The following is a 25,410-nucleotide window of genomic DNA, read 5'->3' as shown; positions in this document are numbered from 1 at the left end:
TATTCTCGCTGGATATTTACCGTTTTTTCGTCCTTTTTGTATCGCTATCGCATCGTAACAAAACGATCCGGGCACACCACTTCTCAACCCAATTTGGCATAATCGATATGTAATTCAAGTTTTGCTTGTTTCTTTGGCAGAGGTATACTTTTGACTAAATTTTTTCGATTCACATATGTAGCGGCTGTATAAAATTGCTTTAATACGCCTTCCGGCACTTCTTGTTGAAGCAGTTGGAAACCAAGCAATGTCTCTATTTGAGAAATTTTTGACGGCTGGGATCTTAACCAAGCAAGACTGATTCCGTCCGGCTCATTCGGGAAAATGATTTGGTTCATAACCTTTCGGGTTATCTCCGTAAAAACATCTACCTTTAGAAGATCAATCACTCGTTTACGTCTCGAAAACTTTGTCCAATCATGATGACTTGGACGTATTTCCATCCGAAGCAATCCATCCGCTTGCCCTATGACTTCTTTACTCTCTCTGCTATGTATAACTTCTTTTTGCTTATTGTAAAAAATAATCTGGCTGCTCTTGTTTTTAAAAGCTACCGTCTCCAAATACCCCGTAATAACAGTCTTCTTGAATGAAAGATGAAGCCTGCTTAATCGGTTTAAATAATCGTGGATTTGTCCGCCTACCGTAAAGTTCCAGCAGACATCCAGCCTGTTATGATATAAATACCAATCTTCAGGCCGAAGAGTAACCCCAAATAATTCGAATAACCTCTCGTGTAGACATTGGAAAAATACAGAGATGTCCTTCTCTTGTAGAAGCCTGACATTGTTACCGTAAAGAAACTTGGGAATAGAGACTTGAACAATTAAACTTTGGCTCCATTCCTGATAGTTGATGTACGGAATCTTTTCATCATGCAAAACAAATGAGCGCCTGCATAATCCCGTTTCTTCATCCAAAAATGTTTTGATAACGGGCTTTAAGTTATTCCAATATTCATTAGGAATTAATACGTAACTAGCTTTCATGACAATCGTATCGAACATTCAATTCCCCCTTGAGTTAGATAACTTCTAAAATTTTAGAATAAATTAGACATGTTATAAATTAGACATGTTATAAGAATACTTGCTTACCTAATAAATTTATGTTTTTCCAGAAAGGTGTGGAATTCTTTGTAGGTTTCACTTTGCTCCCCAACATTCCAGAATACAGAATCAAAATCTGATTTGTGCTTACTTTGGAGATAATAAAAAACCATATCCAGCAGTTCAAGTGACCTTGGTTCATTTCGTTCCACAATGGCAGCGAAATCTTCCAGTAAATTTATTCTGCTGTTACCCATGTCATTGTCTTCGATCAACGTTTCATACTTTTCCAGTAAGCTTACCTTTTCATGTTCATGTTCAAGAAACCTGATAAGCCCCTCATTCTCACTTACCGTTTCAGTAAACCATATTTCTTTTCCGGTTTCCGAATCAATATGTTGAGACCGAACCGACTCAATCTGATCCGTTACAGTAAAATAGATTTGTTGGATAGACAATTGCTCTGATTTTTTTAGTTCTTTGTTGAATAATGGTTCCGGGATTTGAGGAAATATCTTTTTCAAGTCCTGAATACGAGCAGCAGGAATCTCCTTGTTTTTAAGCCACATAGAAATATTGGCTCGATTAATCTCAAGTTTATTTGCTAAATCCGCGTTCGACATCTTATAGGTTTCCAAAATGTATTTAAGACCAAACATGATCCAACCCCTTAACTTTGTTAAGACAACTATAATCGCTTAACCGTGTTAAGTCAAGTAGTTTGAATTAAAATACCCACAAACGAAAATCTTCGCTTGTGGGTATCCTTTATAAATTGTGCGGTTGTCCTGAAAGCAATCTGTGAATACCCCGACCTATTCCTCCGTAGCTTATTAATCCGTTTCTTATAAATTGACTCGGCTTTTCTGTGAGTACATCCCAAGAAAGAGAATAAAATTTTTCTGAAGTACTATGCCAAAAACCGTAATCCAGATTCTTTTCTTCACTTGTAACCTCGCTTGAACCAACCGTTTCAAAGTATCCTTTCAACCATCCTTGTTTGTTTGTAACTAACGGGGGAATTAATAATTTGTTAGGGTCAAATTGATTTGGAATTTCTTTTGTTTTTGCAGGACAATTATATAAATAGATTAAGTAGCCTCCATTAAACAAGGGATTTTTACTCACTACATTGGCATCAATAACCTTGCCAAAATAAAACAAATCTTCCTTTGGCCCCATAACGAAAATATCACCGATTTTTGGGTTCTTTCTTGTGGGTTTTAAAACATGTAATTCTGTAAATTCCTCTGTCATTTAGTTCACCTCTTACTATAACTTAACAAAAAGAAAGGCAACAATTGAAGTCAATTGCTGCCTAAAATCAGTCTTAAATTTATTTTTCGTGACTATTACATTCTTTCTTTGGAGAGAAACACCTCTTCACCAAAATGCTGTCTGGAACTATATTCTAGCTAATTCGGCTCCACCAACTCTTTAGGGACTTCGCTTAGGAAGGTCAGTGCCCTTTCTCCATATCCTCCTTCTTTCACTAATCAAACGATTCCACTTGTTCTCTGCATTTCATTAACGCTAGATACTCGTTTGAATAAGCTGCAAGATGGTTAAAAATACGATTAAATATTTTTTGAAAGTTTAGATGCCTTATTATATAATGTAGTTTTTATTTTCTTATTCTTGTCTCCTTTATCAGGAAGTTTAAAAAGTGATAGTGCAGTGAACTCAATTAATGATTGATCTATAGCATCTTCAATAATTTTATATTTTTCATACTCGAACAATTTTATTATTACGTTTTCATTCAATTTTATTCCGCTACCAATATTCGATCTTATTGTACTAGAATAAATCTCCTTCTCAATTATTTTACTATCAAAACATCTTTTTATTTTTTCAAATTGATTCTCTTTTATTCTATCCTCTTTCAACACCTTCACCATAAGGCTTTCAAGTGCTAAAAAAGATGTTTTCGTGTAATCACTTATAATTTGTTCCACCAAACTGTCCTCTAATAACTCATTGGCCCTCTCTTCAATTTTTGTGACGTAATATTTGTACATGATATGTTCCTTAGCTTCATTTGTTGTTCTCAAATCATCCAATACTAGGTATAGGCCCGAAATAGCCTCGTTTGATAAATCTACAAAAATTCTAGCAGCCTCTATAACTGATAAATTCGAAAATAAATCTTGAATTTTTTGATAATCTATATTATCGAATACGCCTATAAATAATTCGTTAATTGTGTTTACCGTCTCTTGGTATTCCAATAAATTCTCCTCCTATGGCCTATTTCTATACCATCGCATAATTTGTCCTACTGAAGATCTAATTTGAGGCCTAAACTCATCTACTAGTTTCTGTTGCAACCTATTAAGTTCCGGTTCTCCTTTAAGCGGTTTTCCATTTTGCCCCACCCTTACCATGTTGTTTTTATTGTCATAGACATGAACATGAGCAGGAGCATGATCGACTCCATGAAAATAATGTACGATTCTTCCATTACTATTGCTTCCTATTGTACTATCCGGTAAACCTTCCGCATGGGCCTTATTACCAAATAGCCAGTCAAAAAAACTGGGGTCTTCTTCTTTAATTTCAACATTAACACTGACACCAATGGCCTTACCGTTTTCAATTATAAATTCTGCAGTCGCACCTATACACCCTCCTGAAATAGTGTAATTACAAGCATTATTTCTTATTTTATCTGCCATTGTTTCAAATTTCTTCTGTAAATCTTCAAGTGAAGCAACACACTTTCGATTATTACATTTAGCTTTATCTTGCTCTGCATTTCTCCATCCGTTTCCGATAGTTGAAAGATTATCCGACCATATATCATTAATAAAGTCATCAACATCACTATATGAATCTACATAGCAGTTGCTATCTTTTCCGGCTATACAATGCCCACTCGGATCCTTATATTTCAGAGGATTATTATGAGTGTACGTATACAAATTCAAACTCAGCGGATTATCGAGCTGCCCTTCATACGTATCCTCGTTAATAAACCGTCCCAGATTCGGATCGTACCACCGAGCGCGAAGATACTGAAGCTTGGTCGTATTATCCCAGTATTCACCTGAGTACCGGAAGTGATTAGGTACGGTCTCTTTCTCGGTTACCGGATTGCCCCAAATATCATAGGTGTACTCATTCAATACGTTGCCGTTCGAATCTCTCAATGCAACGACATCACCGTGACCGTTTAGCGTATAGTATTCGAGTCCCGTATTTGCTGTCATCGGTTTACGCGCCAAGATGCTTCCCGCAGGGGAGTAAATATATTGGTACACGGGAGTTATTGTGCCATCTGTCCCCACTTCCGCTTCGCGAATCAAGTGCTGGGAATCGTCATAATAATAACGGACGGTTTTACCGTTTTCCGTACGCTCATAGAGGAGCCCATCCCCATTATACCGGTAGCTGACTTCTTTTCCGTCAGCAGTCACTACTTTCTTCAACCGGTCTCGATCATCGTAGGTGTACGTGGATCCACTCTCGCTCAATTCACGGTCTGTCATGAGAGATGCGCGGTTGCCGCGGTTATCGTACTCGTACGTTTCATTAAACTGGCTCGATGTTTTGACCCGGTTGAGTGCATCATACGAGAAGGTGGAGGTACTTCCCAGTTCGGTTTTCTCCGTAATATTGCGGTTTGTATCGTATTTATAACCGTATGCACCCAGAGTCGCATTTTGCTTCTGATTCTGCAATCCTGTCATATTAAACCCATCATAGGTGTATACCGTTTGCAGACCGTTACTCAGATTGGACTGCTCAAGAAAACCATTCTTCTTGTATTGGTATTGAACGGTGCCGGCTATCGTTTCGTTACCGGAAGCTTTGTCCTTAATCTGGAGGCCGACGATGCGGTTGCGTTCATTATAGGTGTAGGTCTGTCCGACATCGCTGACTGTATCGGTCCGCCGGCCTTGAATATCGTAAGCATAGTCGATTTTAAATGCATCCGGATACTGAATTGAAACTAGTTCACCTTTAGGGGAGTACTGGTAGGATGTGGTCCCCGTCGCATCGACCAAGCTTTTACGTTTTCCGGCTTTATCGTATGTGTATGAGATACTTTCTTCCGGCGTCCGGTCTTTAATAAGCCAGTTTCGGTTGTTATATTCATACTCCCGTACAACCCCTTTAGGATCGACTTTTTTAATCAGATTGCTGTTTAAATCGTAGTACGTTGTTTCCGTCTGGCCTTGTGGCTGAATCTTTTGAATCTGCCGTCCGATCTCGTCGTATTTCTTACGCTGCACGCTGCCGTCCGCGTAACGAAGCTCAGTAAGGTTACCGGCCAAGCTGTAGGTATACTGTGTGCTGTTCATATCCGGATCCGTTACCGCAACAAGTCGGCCCAACAAGTCGTACTTATACGTGCTTTGTTTACCGTTTCCATCCGTCTTGCTAGCAATATTTCCCGCTAAATCGTAGGAAACTTTCCCCAACTCTACAGCGCCACTGCTTTTAACTTCTTCGCTCTTGATCACTCTTCCAAGAATATCGTACGTTTCTCTTATGGAGTTATTTTCCTCATCTGTGGATGTCTTTGTCCGACCGACATCATCATACGATGTTACAGAGCTTGATCCGTCAGGGAAGCTCGTTTTTATGTTTCTTCCCCATGCATCATAAGTATAGCTCGTCTGATTCTCCTTGGCATCCTTACTCCAGATCGTTCGTCCAAAAAGATCGTAACCGTACGTAGCGAATCCTTTGCCAAGTGTTGCACGAGTCTTTAACCCTAGAGGGTTAAATTCCTGAATACTTTGTTCTCCATTCACGTCGGTTAAAGTAATCTTGTTGTTCGCGTCGTCGTATGCTACGCTCGCTTCACTTGAATCTACACCGGTCTCCCTTGTAATCCGTCCCAACTTATCGTACCGGTAAGTCGTTGCATACCCTTTGGGATCGGTAAACTTCGTTAATGCGCCCGTGGATTTGTCATATTCCATTTGCTGAACAATCGTGGAAACTTCTCCATCGGCATTCGTAACGTTTACGGACTGCTTGGTAACATAAGCACCGTTATATTGGGAGCCGAATTCTTGCGTAATGACGCTGTCTTTTTCCGTATCTTTAACGGTCACAGTCGTCATATTTCCATATCCGTCATACCCATAATTCACTTGCTGCTTCAGGGAGCCAGTGGCTTGATTTTCTTTGACCGTTAACTGAGTCACGCTGCCCTGTGTGTTTCGGAGAATCTCTGTATAGGCATTCAAGCCGCTGCTGACTGGAACCAGACTTGAGACTAGAAGATGAGAAGTCGCATCATAACTATTGGTAGTCGTGTTATTCAGCGGGTCTGTCTCTGTCAGTACATTACCGTAATCGTCATAGGTCCGTTTAACGGTAACCGGGGAGCTGGAACTGCCTCCGTTTACAGCTGTTGTGGTCATCTCGATCGGAACGGGTAAATTACGATTCTCATCAAAGGTTTGTTTGGTGACACGTTTTTCCGTCCCTGCTTGAGAACCAATCTCCGTGTTGTAGAAAACATCTGGCAGCAGATCATTCATGTATTTCTTCTTATAGGTGAAAATCGTTTCAGTAAGAGCATTTTTTACAGTGGTGGAGAAAATGTTATCGCGGGAATACCTCCCTCTGTAGTTCCCATCATAAATATACGTACTTGCATTTGACTTCTGGGACGTTCCATCTACATAATCCACAATATCTTCCTTACTGGTTGCCCGGAAAACATCTTCGGCAGCAGTTGGACCGGTATAGCCCCAGAAATTATTATAATCGTAAACGGACCTGGCGCCGGTAGGATGAATAATTTGTTTCAAGAGGGCAATATAATTCTCTCCCTCCTTATATTGTACGTAGTCAAAACGACTGGCTTGGATGTCGTAGGAGTAACGCGTTGTTCTTCCTTCGGGATCAACCACCGCGTTCAATAAATCTTTGTTCCCCTTCGCATCCTTGCCCTTAATTAGTTTTACCTGCCTATCTCCATAATGAACGATAACTTCGGAAGAAGAGTAAGATATGTTGATTTCGTTGGCAGCAGCGTCTCTAACCTTCGTTAATACTTGGCCGTACGGATCAACATGGGTATATTCAAATTGTGTTGAATTTTTATAACGATCAGAAATTTGGATGAGTTTTCCATTACTGAAGTAATACGAAATACCATCCAAGGTAGTGAGTACATCTTCGGAAGTTTTCCCCCCTACAATCACCGAAATATCACGGGTAAGTGTAAGATCTTTCCACGGATAGCCCTTGAGCGTTTTATCATCGTTAATTTCATAAGACGCTCCGCCGGGTATGTGCATGTACCGTTTATCACCCTTTGTTTCAATGAAAGGAAGATCCCAGCTCCACCCTTCGCCCAGAGGTTCCAATGGTTTATCGGACGGTTTATTATAATACCCTCCACCCAAATAGACAGGTGTCTCGCCAATAGCGTTATTAATTCTCCCAGTAGGGAAAAGCTTGGCTCTAAACGGAGCGCCATTCAGTTCGAAATGGTAGGTATAAATAGGTTCATCCGTGTCTTTATTTCGTTTCGGAAACTGAAGCTGAAGAATTTTTCTTTCTTCATCTTGTCCGTACTCTATTTTATCTTTTTGAACAAAAGGAGAAAACCATCTTGTCGTATCACCGCGATATTGAAAATCGGCCACTTTATCAAATGTAAACTCGTAGAGATAATCGATCTGATTCCCTTCTATTTTTTCCACAACAGCGAGTAATTCCGGATAGTAATTTACTTGAAAAAATGCCGTATAAAAAGGTTCGGACTTATAATACAATGCCGATGAGCTATCGTAAATTCGTCTCAAAGGAAATGAGAGACCGTTTCTTCCAGGTAAAGTGAAATCATTTGCCTGTAGTTGTAAGGCCCCTGTTAATGTAGATACGTCTGCACTGCCCGAAGAAACCAGATAAGGAGCCTGATCCGCCTTCATTCCCTCTCGTTGTACCGCAATCTTGTCATAGGTTGTAGGAAGCTTGCCAGTAGCCATCAACCTCAGCCCATAGGTATCCGTCGTTACCGTAGGAAGCTCCTGGTAGGTAGCATCCGTCACGCTGTAGGTATCGCTCGTGACCGTATCTTCGATTGGCCTGCTTTCATAGTTCAGCTCGTCAAGACGCTGTTTCACGGCCGGATTTAATTCGTCAATGATGTCCGCATAAGCTCTTCCGGTCTCTTGCTGCATCTGCAGAGCTTTATAAATCTCCGTTAACTGGTATCCTTTGTTCAGCTCGGCCATCAAGAAATCTTCGGTTACGCCAAAACGGTCCCTCAGCCAAGAAACCGTGAGAACTTGTTGTCCAACCGCAGCCCCTTGCCCTTTAGCTTGTACATTGCCTGCTGAAACTGCCGCTGAAGCGTAGTAAGGAAACAGCGTACTTATAGTTATTACAATTATCATAATTTGACTTAATATTTTTTTAGCCAATATACTCTCTCCTTATCAATCTGATGTTACTTTTACTTTTACCCTCTCGAAAATCGTACCCATGTTTCCATCTTCATCAAAAACATTCACGTTGGTTACATAAATCCCTCTCTCGGAACGATGATCTTTGAGCATTACAGTAACTTTCCAACTGGTATCGGAAACTTTAATTCCTTCCGAATAGACGATGTCATCCGTTCCGTTGTATTCGGTCCAAGTAGGAAAGCTGACTCTTTTGATATCCGGGCCGAGCCCATCCACGTAAATATCGTAAGAAGCAACCTTATAAATGCTTACGGATTCAGGTGCCCGAACTGTCGCCGTAGATGGAACTACCTCCGAAACACTTTCAGCCATTTTGGTCCCGTCGACGAAAATATCGGTTAAATACTTTCCTGTCTCATTTTTGTGTGGATAAAAAGGTACCGTAGTTTTCCAGACGCCGTTGGATATTTTTTTACCGAGAACTGTCCTCAGATCATCCTTCCCATTGCGCTCGGTCCACGTCGAAAATTCAACTTTTTGTGCATGTTGAGGAACGCCGTATACAACAATCGGGTAAGCGGGGTTGGAAAGATTAGTAGTTGCCGGGGCAGACACAGACAGCTTCGCTTTCGTATTGCTTGAAGCAAATGCGATTTTATTGCCTTCGGTATCCACAGAATAAATTTGCGTAATATAGTTTCCGGTATCGCTGTTGTGTTTCGCGAACGGAACTGTGATCTTCCAAGTATGAGCGGATACTTTAGTTCCTTCCGGCCAAGGATTCTCTAGATCATCCTGCCCGTTGTTCTCGCTCCAGGTAGGGAAAAGCACTTTGTTGACCTGATCGCTTACGCCATCCACAACTATTTCATAAGAACCGGCTGTTATATTTACATCCGAAGGAGCGCGTACGACTGCTGCCGTTGGAACCACCATTGTCGCGCTTTGTCCGAGAAGCTTGCCGTCCGCATAAACATCGGTTAGATAATTTCCCGCTTCACTATTATGACTTGTGAAGGGAACTACCCCTTTCCAGACACCGTCGGCCAGCCTTTTCCCTTGTACGGTTTTAAGATCATCTTTGCCGTTTTGTTCCGTCCAGGTTTGAAATTCTACCTTCTGAGTACCGTTTGGAATATCGTAGACCAGAACTTCATAAGAAGGAGCTGTCATATCCACTTTTGGTGGCGCAGCAATCTGCGAAGTTTGGATTATTTTTACGTCATCCACATCCAGACTAATGCCTTCTCTACCGCCGATAGCGAACCGGATGATCACATCTTTTGTATTTTCTTTAGTCGTAAATGAACTCGTGTTTTTGTGCCACTGTAAATCACCGTTTGTATAGGTTTTATGGATTTCATTAATAGTGGTTCCGGCTGCATCCAATTCAAGTATGGTGAATTCTGCACGCTCTCCGGAAGATGCCGCCTGTTCCTTGCCGATTAAGTTTCCGTTCTCATCATGCTGGTATTTTTGTGATTGGCCATTGGACAAAATCACGTTGTTAATTCTTCCTGAAGCATCATACACATAAGTAGTCGCTCCCTTTTTCATTCCGTGCCGCATAAAAGCTTGCACTTCATAGGAAGTTTTGCCGATCACGCTAATTTTGTCGGAAGCCGCATAGTGAATCGAACTTGCATCACCGGTCCCATTGTTCAAACGATATATATATTTGCCGTTTATCTCCTCGTTAGGCGTGCGGTTAGCATACGGGTTCTTGCTGTTTCCGTTTCGCCAGTTATTTTCCCAAAAATCCGGAACATTGGTTCCGTTCACATCATCTTCAAAGCTTCCGTTTAACACATAAGGTTTCTTCTCTATATCGATTTTCCCGTTGTAGGTTGCACCTACGGTTCCCCATTCCCCGTTCTTGGCAGTAACGTTAATCCCCGTATACGTTCGTGAAGGAATCTTGTCTGAGACAAGCCCCCATTGTAATTTCCAATTCTGGGTTGTTGCGGTATTCGTTAAAGTAACGGATTTCGTTACTCCCTCTATTGTCGCGCTGACCGTAATGGCATCGTTGTCCGGGTCGTTTACTGTTCCCGATAAAGTGATGGCAGAGGTCCCGTCATTTTTTACGTATTGATCGCTATTATCCACAGATAAAGCGGGCAGCACGTTCAACATAGCGGAGTAATAAAAACGGCCATTATATGCGATGGCTCTGGAATTCGTCAGATCAGTGAAATAGGAGGTGATGTTCTCATTTCCTAACACACCTTTAGCCACTACGGAATTATCGTTATATTGTGTTAGCTTGTAACTTTCGCTAAGAGAAATCGATTTAGCATTAGCCGTATTCGGAAAATACGAAGTTCTGTTTTCAATCCCGTATGGGTTTCCTTTAACGTCATTAATATAATAAGATTTGCATAAAACCGTTCCATCTCTATAGAGTACATAAAAATACGATCTGTCTGTGGCAATTGAGATAGCATCAGTCAAATCCGGAAATTTCCACGTCCAGTCTTCAATTCCGCCGGGATTTCCTTTGGCGTCATTAATATAATAAGATTTCGCATGGACAGTTCCGTTACTATATAATGCTAGATAATAGCCTCCATAGGCGGTAATCGTTTTAGCGTTTGTTAAGTTGGGAAATTTGTCCGTATGATCCTCGATCACCCCTGTATTGTATTCTTTCCCGATCACTTGAAGCGGGATTACAGCATGAGTTTTTATCGGAAAACTCAACAGAACCAAAAACAAACTCAACAGCAATCCGCTAGTCAACCCTATTATTTTTCTCATTTTGAATTGATAACTCCCCAGGGTATTTTTTAAAATTTGATTCCGAACTTTTAACGTTTTCAAGCCACACAGATGTTCTCAATTCTTTATCAATATAACCACTACTTTCTCTATAAAATGCATATACTAGCTTAATATCGGCTATAAATATCTCAAATTACTTAGCTTTTTTTGTCGTAATTTGTTAATTAGTGACGTAATACATAAATATAAGTTTATTAATAAGTTATTTTAACGTTTGATATAAACACATTGATCATGATCTTTTTACTAGTTGAAGTCCCAAAATCCGAGGCAAGCCAGAAACCCGCAAAAAAGGCGGCCTCTCCCCGGTTGGATTCCGAGAAAAGGCCGCCTCTAAACGCAGTATTCTAACTTATAAGCAAAACGTGACCTCGATATTGCATGAGGACTTCATTAACTAACGACTGCCCACAAAGCCGGAACGTTAGCCGGTTCCCAGCCTGGCATAGCCGTGTGACCCTGGAGAGCTCTGTAAGTCTTCCCTTGATAGGTGACGAGATCGTTGATTTGGTAAGTGGTATACGCGGCCCAAGCGGCAGCACCGGAGCCTGTATCCGTCGTAACGGTCACCGCGTTGCTCGCCGGCGATACGTTGCCTGCAGCGTCTCTCGCTTTGACGGTGAAGGTGTAGGACGTTCCGCCCTGCAGGCCGCTGACCGTCGCGCTCGTGCCTGTCACTGTAGTGGCAAGCGTCGAGCCGTTGTACACGTCATAGCCGGCTACGCCCACATTATCCGTCGACGCGCTCCATGACAGGGATACACTGTTGGACGTTTTGGCTGCCGCCACCAGGTTGCCCGGAGCCGTAGGCGGCTGCGTATCCGTCGGGTCGGTCGACGAGCTGGTCGTTACCGTCACCGCGCTGCTCGCCGGAGATACGTTGCCGGCCGCATCCTTCGCTTTCACCGTGAAGGTGTAAGCCGTGCTTGGGCTCAAACCGCTGACGGTCGCGCTTGTGCCGGAGACGGATGCCGCCAGTACGGAGCCTCTGTACACGTCATAGCCGGTTACGCCCACATTATCCGTCGACGCGCTCCACGACAAGGTTACGCTGCTCGAAGTTTTGCCTGTCGAGACCAGATTCGCCGGTGCCGTCGGCGCTTGGGTATCTTGAGCCGGCGGAGGACTTCCGATGCCGACAGCGGCATAGGCCGCTTTTACCGAGTTAACCTGGGCCGAGTTGGCACCGAAAAGATCGGTGGCCGAGCTGATCGCCGCTTGACGCATGGCCGCAAAATTGGATGTGCTCGTCAAGTAGTAAGTAAGCGCTTTATATACAATCTTGGCAGCATCGCCGCGGCCGATGCCGGTTACGCTAACGCCGCGGTGCGTGCCGCCCTGGGCAAGCAGGTAAAACGCTTTGTTGGGAATGCCGCTGTTTGTATGCACACCGCCGTTATCGTCGGACCCCCGGTAAATGTTGCTGTAATGGTCCGGCTGATTGAACAGAGTCGGATTCTCCATCGAGCGCAGCGCATCGCCTGGGATGGACGGCGTATAGATGTCATCCCCGATCAGCCAGTTCTTTCCTTGGATGGTGTTGCCGAAAACGTCCGAAATCGACTCGTTAAGCGCACCGGACTCTCCTTGATAAATAAGCCCCGCCGTTTTCTCGGTAATTCCGTGCGTCAACTCATGGCCGATGACGTCGAGATCGCCGGAGAACGCGCGGAATGTCGTACCGTCGCCGTCACCGTAGGCGATTTGCGTTCCGTTCCAGAAGGCGTTGTTATAGCGGCTTCCGTAGTGCACCGTCGACTTGATCGCCATTCCTCTGCCATCCAGGCTGTCGCGGTTAAAATTATTTTTAAAATAGTCATAAACGACTGCCGCATAAGCATGCGCATCGACAGCCGCCGGGTCCGTCCACACGTTGTCCGCATCCCTCATCAGCGTTCCCGGAAGCGATTGGGTGTTGCCCGCCGAATAAGTAACGATACCACCGCCGCGCGTCGTATCCTGCATCACGTATTGGGTGCCGCTTTGTGTCGTTGTAAACGTTTTCGTATCACCTAGAATGCCGACGCCCGTACCGGTCGCATGGTCCAGCATGCCGTACTGGTTCACGATTTTGCCCGTTGCCGCATCGATAAAATACGTCTCGCGCTGCGGAGAAGGATCAAGCACATTCACTTCCGTGATGTATACCAGCACGTTCTGCCCATTGACCGGATAGAAGTTCAGCTCCGCCTGCTGCTCCCGCTGCTGGGCGCCCAGCTTGCCGATTCGCTTCTCCATATTTTTGTTCGCGATCGCAATCGCCTTCTCCGCGCTGATTTTCGGCGCGACAGCAGTAAGCGACTGCTGGCCGTCGTCGGCAACCGTACTGCCCAGATAAGCCGAGACGTTGCCCTGCTTGTCAAAATGCAGCGTCTGATCCGTGCCGAACACAGGAATTCCCTGGATGTACTGCTTCAGACGCACGTGCTGGGTTCCTGTCTCGGCATCCGTCGCCTGATCCGTAATCCGGATGCTCTGCTCCGCATCGCCCGTCAGGTTCAAAATCCCTTTCTTCGCGTTCAGATAAGCCCATACCTTCGCTTCCAGCGACGCCCCCTGCGGCGCAATCCACTTCTCCCCGATAAAACGCGGAGCGGCCAAATCAGCCGGCGAACCCGACGCAGAATTGCCGGAGGCTGCGCCTACCGGAATTGCTGACAACGCCATTATCGTACTCAGCACAATTACGGATAAACTCTTTTTCATTCATCATTCATCTCCCATCATTTTTTTACTTGCAAGGCTCTTCAACCCTGTAATGTTAACGCTTTCAAAACACCCCCTTTCAAAAAATTACGTTGTCTCAAAGCTCTATGTTAGTTAAACCGGATGCACGCATGGAATGGCACAAAAAAACAGCCCTTTTCAAAACGTTAGTTAATCTTGGCTGCGATTTCACTGGTAAATATGTAATTATTATGTTATTTTTACAATTTCATAATACTATCGGTTTTGCGAGTTGTCAATTGACCGTCGGTTAGTTTTTACGAAAAAATTTTTGAGTTGAGGAGGAATAATTTTAAAAGAGAGCTGCCGTTTGAGGTTGTAGAACCTGCCGGATCTAGAGGATATACGCTTAACTGGCCTACAAACATAAATTCATGATCTTTCTGGCAACTTCTAGTGTTTGTTCACTTTGTGTAAAAAAGCGTTCAAATTCTTTGTTGAATACTTCGTTTATTCTATCTCTTAATGCAAGAAGGCTCAGATCCGTTTTCTGTTCATTTATAAATTCAACAATATATTCCACTTCAAAAGAATATTCATCATCTGGTAAGGGTTCAATCTCAATGGGGTTCCATTCATTAATGATTTCTTGGATTTTGTAAAAATTCGCAGTCAATATTTCTCCTCCTTAGGAAAAAGATAGCAAGCGAAAATAAACTCTCGTTCAAGATGCTTGATTGCTTTTTTTTGTTTATATGTAAGGTGCGTAATCTTCTTCGTAGGACAATTTTGTCTCTTCGTATGTCGGAATTTCTAATATCTCTACTCTGTCAATATTCATATGCAAAAAATAGCTGGCAAGTATTTTCACGCTTTTTTCAATCTCATTTACATCCCAACCTTTTGACAACTTCGACCACATATAAATGTAAATCGGTTTATGCCCTTTATCATTCAATGGAGCATAGTGGTCGACTTGACTCGAAATATCCCTATTATCTCTAGGATATATATAACTGTAACTTATATCTTTGTTGCCGCTTAAGAACTCTTCCATTTCATCAAAGTATTCTTTATCCTCTACTTTATCAAGTTCGTTGTTTAATGAATAAATGAGGCAAGGCTCAGCTAAAAGATCAAAATGCCCCAGAAATTTTGTTTTTTCCTTATCCGAATATAGGGTAACTTCATCATTACAGCTTTTAGCGCATAATCCATAAACCCCATACCAGAACAGCCAATGTCTAACATGAACATATATCGTATCCATTCTAAAACTTCTCCTCTTCCAGAAAAATATCAACAGAATAATCAGCAATATCATTTAGGGCCTCTGTCTTAGCAGTAGGAATTATAGTGATAGCCCCTTGATCTTTCAGTATCTTAACACTTGCTGTAATTCGGCTTCTCAATGAATGAATCCACGCCGTATTCAACCAAGGAAAACAAAATAGAGTTTTTCCGTGAGCGAGTCCAATAGCTATGGATGCATTCCATCTCTCGTTGCTGATATACTCTATGTTTCGATCTAAACGGGAGGACGACAACTCAAACCATTCTACGAGTTCATTCAAGGTAAATTGGTTGTTTTGTTTTAACCCCTTTTCGATTTGCTGCCGTACTGTCATGCCTCCAAATCGTTTTCTTGAAATAGTACCTTCACCAACATAACATCCATATTGAGCAAGTACAGACGAGTCTGGGGCAAGAACGTTATTCAGGTATAAGGTCCCGCTCTGCGCTTTTTCCCGCCCCGTTAAAAAATAGGATAGCACCCAGCCTCCCGAACCGCATTCGCCGATAATTCCGTATACATGCCCGCCTCTAAACTCATAGGAAAAATTTTCGCAATAATCCCGCATCTGTCCATAGTTAGCTAACTTGGGATCGCCCAAAACCGTCAAATCCTTTACTCGAACCGTGTCGATGGATTGTGCCATTGTTTTAGAGCCTGCCTCTCAAGAGTCATTTATTATGTACCAGCTCCAAAGTTACAAAATTGATTTTGAGTCCTAATGCAGCCAAGGATTATCATAAAGAATTGGATTACTAATACTTTAAACATGCATACAAAACAAGATAGGAAGTTACTAAAACCAAGCTAAGAGTAGGTTTGATTGTTGGCAGCCGCTTGATTCATTCGGCACTTGCTGAAGTTCTATTCATTTCAACTTTTTTAAATAAAGATACTAACAGTGAAATCTCTTCTTTACCGATCATAATATCCGCATCACCGCCACGCGTTAGAGATACTACGAGAATAATCGAATGTTCAAAAACATTGACTAATATAAATCCCTGTCTTTTTAATGAAGGCCCGCTTACGTTTATAAGATCGACTGCATATCTTTCTTGATGAAAAATATCGCTTAAAAGGATGTCATTTGCTTTATCTATTGCTTTTAATACTCTCTCATACTCTTCGAAAGTTAAATCTATCTCAGCAGTCATTCCATGCTCATAGGTCTCAGAAATACTAACCTCTACATAACCCATCTCGTTCAATGACACTTTTATAACTCCAGAGTAATCTTCAATAACAGAATGAATGCTTAAAGAGCCTATTTCTTTGTACGGTTTCTTTGTCATTGAACACCTCTCGCCTGATAATTACTCCTGTCTTTCCGTTAATCCGTTAATATGCCAATTGCTCTTTGTTACCTTCAATTCACGATTCGATATGTCCGGCCAAAAAGACAGCGAGTATCTTTCCGGTTTGAATTCTCGTGGAGAGAACTCGATCTGTGCTTCAAGGTCACAAAACGCATAATCAAATTGCAATGCCGGATAAAGTTGTGCAACAAGCTTTACAAGGGTTTCTGTAGCTGTCTCTAACGAGTCTGCTGAGTAATCCGGAAGCATTTCACTCTCTCTAAAAGAAACCAGAAAACCAGAATACCCCTCACACTTTTCTATCTCTATTTCAACATTCAAACCTTTAAATGGAACCAGATCGGCAAACAAATAAATGTGCCCATAATACGATCGTGTGAGTTTTTCAAGGATTGCAGGATCAATATGGGGAAAATCGTACTGAATCCATCGTTCGCCATCTACATCCTCACAGAACTTTACATTTTCAATCCGACCTTCATTCTCAGTCAGTAGTTCAATCAGTTTCTTCAAACGAGTCGCACTGGCTTCAGAACTACTGTAAACTAAGCCGACATTGATATAGCTGCCCAAGTAATCCCTCCTGTTCCGTTGTAAAACTTAATCGTTAGTTGCCCAGTGATAAAAAGTCCTTAAGATCTCCTCAAGATTTCCTGGACCCCCGGCGCCCGAAAAACAACCATCTTCTATTTTACAGTGAACCCAATCGTCATCCGTTCGTTCAATCTGAACCACATCTACCTGTCTGCTCGCCAAATCTTTCTCACTCAGATTTATGGAAACATGCCATCATGGATTATCAAGGGTAGTTATTCGAATACCACTATCATGTTCCCAATCTCCATTACAATGTGATGTGTACCACTCCTGTAGCCATCTCAAAATGTCCAATGGACTGCACTCCCTAAAATTTACTCGATTACGTGCAAGAAAAATTTCATAAAAAATTTCTGTTTATTTTCAAAACATAGTAATTTCATTACTATTTTTGGTAATTAGATGACAAATTGCCCAGCAATTATGGAAATATAAAAATTGTAAACGTATAATCTAATTGTAAAAGAAACCAAATATAGGAAGGAGTGAAAGTGGTTAAAAGAAAATAGCAGTAGCCTCTGTAACCACTATTTCTCATTATCCTTAGCAACATCTAGGAATTTGTAAACTTAAGTTAAATCCAATAATATCCTACAGGAGGTCTTTATGAGAAAAGCATTTCGCATCTACGGACTTGCGGCAGTGATCTTAACCATGACTGCAACCACTGCATATGCAGCCAACCAAGAAAGTACCGCTTACGCTAAGAGCGGAGGAAATGATGCCAAATCCTCGTATATTACCGGTCAAGGTAAAATGGGTAAAATGAAATTTAATTCATCCGGCGGTGGCTCTGGCTTCTATGAGAAAGTTTGTTCAGGAACTACCACATATGGCCCTGCTTTCTATATCCCGTCTAGCGGGGGTTCAATTGATGAACTTGTGCCAATGCCATCCAACTGCCAGTTCAAGTTACACATTACCAGCGGATTGTATTTTCCGGTAGCCGGCACTATTCAAAACTACGAATAATACACATGCAAGCGCTCTTCCCATTAGGAAGGGCGCTCAAACTGTCGCCCAGCGATAAAAAATCCTTAAGATCTCCTCAAGATTTCCTGGACCTCCGGCACCCGAAAAACAACCATCTTCTATTTTACAGTAAACCAATCGTCGTTTGGAATTATTAACAGCGGAGTAAAATCGCAATGTTCCTACCCCTTCGCAAAAGAAAATTTCATAAAAAATCTCTGTTTAATCGCTTTAACCAATCTGATAATTGAATAACGTTCGTTTCTAATTCGCTATAAGTAAAACATTCCTTTCTAAGGACCGGCTCGTCCCAGTTTAAATTTCGTACAATAAAAATCAAAAAACTCTGAGTTCCCAAATACCACCCTACATCTAATGCATAGTTATTCGGATACTTAACAAAAAACATATCTTCCTGCAAATCGTCATTGTCCCCATGCAATACGGTGTTGCTATCAATCTTATACTCGTTATATTTAACTATTCCAGGATAAAAATTTATGTTTTCAAACATGACTTCACCTCATACTGTAGATTGCAGTTCACTACTTTTTAAGCTGCGGTATGACCAAATCCAATATCTCTCCTAAGTATAAATTACATATATACAAAATATAACAGATACAACACGCCTGATATTCTAATATTTCTTGATCGCCTGCGGTTGGTCAAAACTAGCTATTTTCGTGAATATCTCCAAAAATTTGTCTAAGATACGTTAGTAAACGTGTTCTCTTGTCTTTAATGGCTTTAGCCTGCTCATTATTCGCATAGATCTCCTGAATCTCAAGTTGAGTGTAGAGGTAGAATAGATAGCCGGCAATTTTCCTGCTAATAACCGGTTCATCCTTTATCGCACCTTGTAAATATACTAATTTCTTAAATAGTTCTGCGAACGAATGCTCGTCTATTTCCTTACCTCTGAGTGGAACGATAATTTTCTTCACCAAGTCCGGAATATCGGAATCTAAATTCTCAGATGTGTTCATTTTTATCCTCCCTATGGCACCAATATCCTGCTTATCCTAATTTATAAACCGCCCCTTGCAAAACAAAAAGACGGGGTTCTGCTCCATTAAACATGCCCCTTTAACCTTGTTAAATCAAGACAAAAAAACACATAATTCAAATCACAATGTGTTTTTCAAATGAAGTCTAAATTCCATGAAAGAAACAGATTTCTACAAAGACTTATTTAATTACTATACTATCAAAAATGATTACTATTACACCCAATGGTAGAGTAATATAACCTCCTTGCTTAATTTGTTTTGACTCTGGATTTGCTTTAAACTATCCCTGGCTGCTTGGTCCATTTGATGTTCATAGGTCGCCCTTTTCAATAGCCTCCAGGATTTCTTCGTTTGTGTACGTCTTGTTTCCTGCAATGTTCATTTTGGCCTGCCTGATCAGCATGTTCAATTCCTCATCGCTCTCAATTTCCTCCTGTACCCATGTCTTAAATAATTCGGCATTCAAGCCTTCAAGCTTTCTGAGCATTTGAAATCCTCCCTGCTTGATATAGCTATCCATTAGTATACCCCTCCATTAAGTTCTTGATATTCACAGGTTAAATCGCATTGTCGTTTAAAATTATTTCAAATCAGATTGGAATATCCATTTTTCCTCAAATCCACCTTCAAGTGTAGCCGGGTTCTTTCCGTGAATATCATTTAGAACGTTTATCCCTCTATACCAGGCTAGAAGTTCGGAATCAAGGTTGTTTTTATAGATTATTCGGTAAATAACATTACTCTTATTAAAATCATTTTTTAAATGCGCTAGTTTCTGGCGCTACACGCTCAATCTTTAGTACAATACCACCCTTTTTAGAAATAACCGTCTTAATTTCTTCTTCATGCTGCTTCTCTAAAGTATTTAAACCAATGACTAATACCACCGCAACTATTCCTAAAAGGAATAAGATAATAATTGCCATCCATAAGGTTAATTTACTTTTAAAGATCGTAAAAAAATCCCCCCCCCTTTCCCCCCAGCATATTATCCCATTCTGCAATTTGAGAATGTTTCTTCGATAAACCTAGTACCGTGTACAGGCTAACGAATGGACATACCAGAAGCCTTGAGGAATAGTTGTTGTTCAAGACAATCCACCCACATAACGCTCATTTAATTCTTTCTGTATTGATACAATCTGAGGAGGAAAACTGGATAGATTATAAGTGCATGGTCATTTTTGTCGCATCATTTTAATTATTTTGAAATGTTCCTTTCTCAATCCATTAGAAATTTCAAGTTTTTTAATCATATCTCTTTCAGAGTGAGCTTGCTTTAATAAACTAGAACGTCGTGCCACATACCCATTACTAATAAAGTAGTTGAATGTTACAACAGGGACTTGTGCGCTCAGTACATACTCCATAATTCTGTATAATTTATCCGGATGCCTCGTTATCATTTTAAATGAATCGGAGAAAAAAAAGGGTTGGCGACCTGCTTTTATATTTTCAAGAATTTGATCGAGAGAATTGTTAATTTCAGAATCCATTCCACTTTGGACTTCAATACATAAAGCCGAATTCGGTTGAGTCTTTTTAAGATTTCTGGAATATTCAGTGCTGTTTTGTGACTCGTAAGATTTATAGTTATTACATTGACTAAGGTTTTTCATAGCTACCCAAGCTATTGGGTATTTTATTGCCAAATTAATAAATGGATCATTCGATGGTTTTTGTAACTCTCTGGCTGCTGTCTTTAAATTTTGATTAGCAAAAAAAACAATGGCATCAGATGTAATATCTTTTATTTGCTCATCTGAAATTAATGGTTTTCTTAGACCAAGACTTTTAGCAGCAGCTATTGTACTGGACATATCCTCCAGAAGGCTATTCCTAACTCCGATTACTACTAATGCACGAATATTTATATCTAAGCTCGGAACATAAAAATTAGCTTCCTCAATACCATGGAAAAGGATTGTTGAACGGAACTCGTCATCATTCCATTGGTATATTATTGATGTCAATCTGGATTCGATATCATCTGTAATTTTGGAAATGACGCTTTGATCAGTATCGAACCGTTTAAGTAATGGAATAAGATTATTATTTATATAGGTCTTAACCACATTATTCAACAAAAGCCCTCCTTTATAAATTGTGCGGTTGGCCTGAAAGCAATCTGTATATACCTCTACCTATTCCTCCGTAACTAATTAATCCGTAAGTAGTAAAATTCTTTGGTTCTTCTCTAATACTTCCCCAGAAAGAGAATAGAATTTTTCTGTCGTAAAGTGCCAAAAACCAAAATCAAGTTCCTTTTCTTTTTCTGTAACACATTCTGATCCGATGGTTTCAAAATAACCCTTCAGCCAACGTTGTTTATTAATAACCATGGGGGGAATTAACAAATTATTGGGATCGAGATTATCTGGAATTTGTTTAGTACTGGAAGGAATATTGTAAAGATAAACAAGATACCATCCTTTAAAAAATGGATTTTTACTTTCCACATTAGCGTTGATCACTTTTCCGAAATAAAAAAGATTTCCCTTCGGTTCCATGACAAAAATATCTCCATCTTGCGGGTTCTTCCTTGTTCGCTTCAATACACGAAGTTCTGTAAATTCCTCTGTCATTTAGTTCACCTCTTTAAATTCATTCAAACGATTTCATTAAGGTTTTTCCTATTACGTTGGATAATAAAATTTGAGGTATTTGGATTTCCATGTCCCCCTTTTCTCGTAAATATCCTTTCGTTTTGTATCTTTTCATGTGGGAATATACGTATATCTCTTTATCCCTATCCAATGCAATAATAACTTGTACATACTCTCTCACAAATTGACTAGCTGTTTTTATACTTAGGGTGATGGTTAAGTTCAATTTGTCATAGCCGTCCGATTTATTTACACTGGTAGGGGATAAAAATAGACCACCTTACTTATAGCAAAACGTAAGGTGGTTAATCTCAAACGTGATGTAACTTTAAAATTTTATTATAGTTGATACTGACTCGTAGTATTCTTTTTGGTTATCCCTCCATAATTCTTCAACTTCTGAACCGCCAACATTTATACCCAAAAACGAAGGGTCAAAAAATATCTCTTGCTTATTCAGTAATACTAATTTTAGAGCATCGCATACTAAGCCCTCTGTGTTTTCCTTCATGTTAAATAACACGATTTCAGATACTTTATTATCTAGCAAAGGATTATTAAATATAACATTACTTATCCTTGATTTTGTAGGAATAACATCATCGAGATCAACCATTATTTGAATATCATCCACCACAGCAAGTGAAATTTTCGAATACTGTTCAATTGACTCAATTTTAATTAGTCCAACTCCAAATTCGAGAAAAAGATAGTTCATACTAGCAACGAACTCAGCAAGTCCATCTTCTTCAGAATCTATAAATCCTACTAAATAAATATCATCTAAACAGTTATTTTGTATAGTGTTTTTGATTTCTTTTAGAGACATATACCAACCTCCCATACAATACTAGTTATTTAAAGATAATGTTTAGATCCATTCCTTTACCTGGCTCCATTAATGTAATCCACTCACCACTCGGTTTATTCGGCACTGGGTGGGGTAAAGAATAGATCTTGAAGGTAGTCCCTCAAGGTCAACAATAGTTACGAACAATAAATTGAAATAAACTCTATTGGTGCTAATAACTCGTCCCAATCGTCAATATCCTCTAACTCAAAACATATTCCTGGATAGTCCGGAAGTTTGTAGACATAGTCCTCTTTTATCCATTTAATATCTAAATCATTAAGGTCAGACAGCCTATTACCTACACCGATTTTCCCCAGGAATTTCCCCTCGTATTCACCAAACACAGTTATTTGGGTTATTTCCCCTTGTTCCTTCTCTACCCAAAATTTAAGGGTATTTGTTGTTATGGTATAGTGATTGTCTAACTCCTCCTCAACAAAACCACTAATGCTTATTTTTTCCTTAAGCTCTTGAAGTCCCCATCCAAGTTGATAAGGACCAACGCTAACACCGTTAATAATCATGATATTTTAGTATCACCTCTTTCTTATTGTAATGTAGTAACATTTATTCCCTTATACTGAGTTCCAGTAAAGTAATCTATTACTTGTCCTGATTTCACATCAATTACTACTGTTTTTCCATCATAGATAATTGCTCTTTGCCTTGTACCATTTAATGTTCCAGGACCATTCCAAGTACCCTCTAGAATTTTAGCATTGGGATTCGACTGATGAGTATTGGCAAATTCTTTGGCCGCCGCATCATAATCTTTTTTAGAAGCGTATCCCATGCCTCTGCCATGTTTATTAAAATGGTCTCCTAACTGGTACATTTTTGAATCTGAAATATCAATACTACAAGGTCCCTTAGTATTATGTACCCAAATCCCAATATCCGTTACATAATACGTATGGAAGTCCGCGACCGTAAAATTGTAAACCGTAACCTTCTCATCCAGTTTTACAAACTCTACTTTGTCAATCGTAAGATTACTTCCATCAGCCTTTTGAAGTTTATCGCCCTCTTGCACCTCATCTGCCAAGACCCATCCTTTACCTTCAACCCAGAACGGATGGTTGTTGGTCGTCTCGATGATTTGCTCCCCAACATGTAGCTTAATAATATCATCACGTTGGTTACGGTATAAAGCTGTTACTTCCTTGTAGGCCAATTCTCCATCAGGGTTATTCTCATCCTTCGAGAGAACCTTATCTCCGACTTCAATGTCTTCGATATTCTTCTCCCCTTCGTCAGTTTGAACCTTCGTTCCTGCTACAAAGCAATTACAATTCCATGCTAATTTCTCAGCATACTTTAAGTTGTCATCAGTTAAATTAGATGCTCGCTCAATATATTTTCCTGCCTTGTTCCCCATCTGGATAACTAATTTACCGCTTCTAATTATTTTGCCCCAAGGGACGAAGCCTGCTGCTGCTAATCCCTTATCAAAATTACTTGCGTTTTCGTCAGTAACGGTCCGTAGATCATCAAGTAACATAAAGTCAGCAATAGCCTTGCTTGTTCCGTAGACTGCATCTACCCCACTTTGCATTGCATCTACCGTTGCTTGCTTCATTTTATTGATATACCGGCATGCCAAACTATCATCAAAACAATGCCCACTCGGATCTCTATACTTCAGAGGATTATTCATCACATACGTATACAAATTCAAGCTCAGCGGATTATCCAACTGTCCTTCATACGTATCCTAATTTATAAAGCGTTCCAAGCAAAACAAAAAGACGGGGTTCTACCCCCGCCTTGGCTAGTCTGACTTTTGATGTTGGTGTCGTAGGGCTTCGATATTAGCGGTCTATAAATAAGCGGTATGTACCCGTCCACGACGGCACGTTTGTCGGCATCGCGGTGGACAGAAGAAGAATTTCATGTTGGATTTTGCGGACAAGTTCAATCTGATAGCGCTTCGTCTCTTCCCGCGTGAAGTGCTGACACTGGATTTGCTTTAAACTATCCCTGGCTGCTTGGTCCATTTGATGTTCATAGGTCGCTCTTTTCAATGGCCTCCAGGATTTCTTCGGTCGTGTATGTCTTGTTGCCTGCAATGTTCATTTTGGCCTGCCTAATCAGCATTTTTAATTCCTCATCGCTCTCAATTTCCTCTTGTACCCATGTCTTAAATAATTCGGCATTCAAGCCTTCAAGCTTTCTGGGCATTTGAAATCCTTTCTGCTTGATATAAATATCCATTAGTATATCACCTCCATTAAGTTCTTAACGCCGCCCGATTCATTCGAGGGATGGGGTGAAAAGAAAACCTTGAGGATTGCCACCCTCAAGGTTTTCTTTTCACTAATCATTACATAATTCTAAAATATCAACAAACACTGCATCCTTGAGAGTCAATCTCCTGTTCACGGGGTCAATTCCTTCTAATTGCCCCCAATCATAAACAGTATCATGCAAATCATATTCATGGCTTAATGGAATGTAACCATGTTGTTGTAGTATTTTATTGACTTGCACTTCTGCTTCGATTAGTTCAAAAGTATTTGCTGGACCGACCAATCCTAGATTACCAATTAAAGCATTGTGCTTCACCTCGTGGAAAAGCAAGTATTCGTATACAGGCACTATTTTAGAAATTTTTAACTGAATTTCTTGCTTTAAGACAAATCCTCCATCTCCGTGCCTATCTTTTAGTTTCACATACACATGTATAGAAGGAGAAAATCTATCTTGCACTTTTACTTCGGAAACTTGGACGATATCAAATATCTCTCTTGGAAGTTCAAGGTTTTTCCGGCTTATTTCTACGTACCATTGGTCTAGTTCTCTCTTAAAATATAATTTTTCTAAAACTTCATTAATTTGAGGATGTTCTTCGATAAACCTAGTACCGTGTGGCAT

25 protein-coding genes and 1 pseudogene are annotated in these 25,410 nt (G+C 40.6%); 1 reads left to right on the top strand and 25 read right to left on the bottom strand.

The window, feature by feature from the left end:
- Nucleotides 1-83: 83 nt before the first annotated feature.
- From ABH899_RS05880 to ABH899_RS05820, 13 genes and pseudogenes are all read right to left on the bottom strand, one after another.
- Nucleotides 84-1,007: a hypothetical protein gene (locus tag ABH899_RS05880; RefSeq protein WP_369994757.1), complete on the bottom strand. Its 924-nt coding sequence runs from the start codon at nt 1,005-1,007 to the stop codon at nt 84-86.
- Nucleotides 1,008-1,093: 86 nt separating this feature from the next.
- Nucleotides 1,094-1,708 (bottom strand): hypothetical protein, encoded by a 615-nt coding sequence (locus tag ABH899_RS05875; RefSeq protein WP_369994755.1) that lies wholly within the window; start codon nt 1,706-1,708, stop codon nt 1,094-1,096.
- Nucleotides 1,709-1,817: 109 nt separating this feature from the next.
- A complete protein-coding gene (locus ABH899_RS05870; protein WP_369994754.1) occupies nt 1,818-2,306 on the bottom strand; it encodes an immunity 26/phosphotriesterase HocA family protein in 489 nt (162 codons plus the stop codon).
- 320 nt (nt 2,307-2,626) lie between these two features.
- A complete protein-coding gene (locus tag ABH899_RS05865) occupies nt 2,627-3,280 on the bottom strand; it encodes a hypothetical protein (RefSeq protein WP_369994752.1) in 654 nt (217 codons plus the stop codon).
- Nucleotides 3,281-3,292: 12 nt separating this feature from the next.
- On the bottom strand, nt 3,293-8,446 hold the full coding sequence (locus ABH899_RS05860; RefSeq protein WP_369994750.1) for an RHS repeat-associated core domain-containing protein: 5,154 nt from the start codon (nt 8,444-8,446) through the stop codon (nt 3,293-3,295).
- A gap of 15 nt (nt 8,447-8,461) precedes the next feature.
- Nucleotides 8,462-11,191 (bottom strand): GBS Bsp-like repeat-containing protein, encoded by a 2,730-nt coding sequence (locus ABH899_RS05855; RefSeq protein WP_369994747.1) that lies wholly within the window; start codon nt 11,189-11,191, stop codon nt 8,462-8,464.
- Between the two features lie 417 nt (nt 11,192-11,608).
- Nucleotides 11,609-13,921 carry a M4 family metallopeptidase gene (locus ABH899_RS05850; RefSeq protein WP_369994745.1) on the bottom strand — a complete coding sequence of 771 codons (2,313 nt, stop codon included), beginning with the start codon at nt 13,919-13,921 and terminating at the stop codon, nt 11,609-11,611.
- 379 nt (nt 13,922-14,300) lie between these two features.
- On the bottom strand, nt 14,301-14,558 hold the full coding sequence (locus ABH899_RS05845; RefSeq protein ID WP_369994744.1) for a hypothetical protein: 258 nt from the start codon (nt 14,556-14,558) through the stop codon (nt 14,301-14,303).
- A 75-nt stretch (nt 14,559-14,633) separates the two neighbouring features.
- Nucleotides 14,634-15,152: a hypothetical protein gene (locus ABH899_RS05840; RefSeq protein ID WP_369994742.1), complete on the bottom strand. Its 519-nt coding sequence runs from the start codon at nt 15,150-15,152 to the stop codon at nt 14,634-14,636.
- A 1-nt stretch (nt 15,153) separates the two neighbouring features.
- Nucleotides 15,154-15,822, bottom strand: coding sequence for a hypothetical protein (locus tag ABH899_RS05835; protein WP_369994739.1), 669 nt, complete (start codon nt 15,820-15,822; stop codon nt 15,154-15,156).
- Nucleotides 15,823-16,018: 196 nt separating this feature from the next.
- The gene (locus ABH899_RS05830; RefSeq protein WP_369994737.1) at nt 16,019-16,471 is read right to left on the bottom strand and encodes a hypothetical protein; all 453 of its coding nucleotides are present in this window, start codon (nt 16,469-16,471) and stop codon (nt 16,019-16,021) included.
- Between the two features lie 21 nt (nt 16,472-16,492).
- A complete protein-coding gene (locus tag ABH899_RS05825; RefSeq protein ID WP_369994734.1) occupies nt 16,493-17,068 on the bottom strand; it encodes an Imm64 family immunity protein in 576 nt (191 codons plus the stop codon).
- Between the two features lie 27 nt (nt 17,069-17,095).
- A pseudogene (locus ABH899_RS05820) lies at nt 17,096-17,377 on the bottom strand (immunity 53 family protein).
- Between the two features lie 321 nt (nt 17,378-17,698).
- On the opposite strand from ABH899_RS05820, the gene ABH899_RS05815 reads away from it, so the two are divergent.
- Nucleotides 17,699-18,064, top strand: coding sequence for a hypothetical protein (locus ABH899_RS05815; RefSeq protein WP_218229363.1), 366 nt, complete (start codon nt 17,699-17,701; stop codon nt 18,062-18,064).
- Between the two features lie 36 nt (nt 18,065-18,100).
- Here ABH899_RS05815 and ABH899_RS05810 read toward each other — a convergent pair whose 3' ends face one another.
- The 12 genes from ABH899_RS05810 to ABH899_RS05755 all read right to left on the bottom strand — a co-directional run bounded on the left by ABH899_RS05810 (nt 18,101) and on the right by ABH899_RS05755 (nt 25,410).
- Nucleotides 18,101-18,202, bottom strand: a complete 102-nt coding sequence (locus ABH899_RS05810; RefSeq protein WP_483312614.1) for an Imm53 family immunity protein — start codon at nt 18,200-18,202, stop codon at nt 18,101-18,103.
- Nucleotides 18,203-18,269: 67 nt separating this feature from the next.
- On the bottom strand, nt 18,270-18,578 hold the full coding sequence (locus ABH899_RS05805; protein WP_369994729.1) for a hypothetical protein: 309 nt from the start codon (nt 18,576-18,578) through the stop codon (nt 18,270-18,272).
- 160 nt (nt 18,579-18,738) lie between these two features.
- On the bottom strand, nt 18,739-19,053 hold the full coding sequence (locus tag ABH899_RS05800; RefSeq protein WP_369994728.1) for a hypothetical protein: 315 nt from the start codon (nt 19,051-19,053) through the stop codon (nt 18,739-18,741).
- Nucleotides 19,054-19,387: 334 nt separating this feature from the next.
- Entirely contained in the window at nt 19,388-19,597 is a 210-nt protein-coding gene (locus tag ABH899_RS05795) for a hypothetical protein (protein ID WP_369994725.1), read from the bottom strand.
- Nucleotides 19,598-19,829: 232 nt separating this feature from the next.
- Nucleotides 19,830-19,964, bottom strand: a complete 135-nt coding sequence (locus tag ABH899_RS05790) for a hypothetical protein (protein ID WP_369994724.1) — start codon at nt 19,962-19,964, stop codon at nt 19,830-19,832.
- A 291-nt stretch (nt 19,965-20,255) separates the two neighbouring features.
- Nucleotides 20,256-21,161: a hypothetical protein gene (locus ABH899_RS05785; RefSeq protein WP_369994721.1), complete on the bottom strand. Its 906-nt coding sequence runs from the start codon at nt 21,159-21,161 to the stop codon at nt 20,256-20,258.
- Between the two features lie 78 nt (nt 21,162-21,239).
- Complete coding sequence (locus ABH899_RS05780; RefSeq protein WP_369994719.1) at nt 21,240-21,662, bottom strand: immunity 26/phosphotriesterase HocA family protein; 423 nt, start codon at nt 21,660-21,662, stop codon at nt 21,240-21,242.
- 349 nt (nt 21,663-22,011) lie between these two features.
- Nucleotides 22,012-22,512: a hypothetical protein gene (locus ABH899_RS05775; protein WP_218229351.1), complete on the bottom strand. Its 501-nt coding sequence runs from the start codon at nt 22,510-22,512 to the stop codon at nt 22,012-22,014.
- A 158-nt stretch (nt 22,513-22,670) separates the two neighbouring features.
- Nucleotides 22,671-23,060 carry a hypothetical protein gene (locus ABH899_RS05770; protein WP_218229350.1) on the bottom strand — a complete coding sequence of 130 codons (390 nt, stop codon included), beginning with the start codon at nt 23,058-23,060 and terminating at the stop codon, nt 22,671-22,673.
- A 23-nt stretch (nt 23,061-23,083) separates the two neighbouring features.
- On the bottom strand, nt 23,084-24,232 hold the full coding sequence (locus ABH899_RS05765) for a polymorphic toxin-type HINT domain-containing protein (RefSeq protein WP_256123881.1): 1,149 nt from the start codon (nt 24,230-24,232) through the stop codon (nt 23,084-23,086).
- A 308-nt stretch (nt 24,233-24,540) separates the two neighbouring features.
- A complete protein-coding gene (locus ABH899_RS05760) occupies nt 24,541-24,750 on the bottom strand; it encodes a hypothetical protein (protein ID WP_218229348.1) in 210 nt (69 codons plus the stop codon).
- A 102-nt stretch (nt 24,751-24,852) separates the two neighbouring features.
- Nucleotides 24,853-25,410 carry a hypothetical protein gene (locus tag ABH899_RS05755; RefSeq protein ID WP_218229347.1) on the bottom strand — a complete coding sequence of 186 codons (558 nt, stop codon included), beginning with the start codon at nt 25,408-25,410 and terminating at the stop codon, nt 24,853-24,855.

It is taken from the genome of Paenibacillus sp. RC84 (genome assembly GCF_041260495.1).
In the GTDB taxonomy this organism is placed as follows: Bacteria; Bacillota; Bacilli; order Paenibacillales; family NBRC-103111; genus Paenibacillus_F.
Note: the sequence above shows the minus strand (reverse complement) of the source record. Positions and strands in the feature narration are given on the sequence as shown.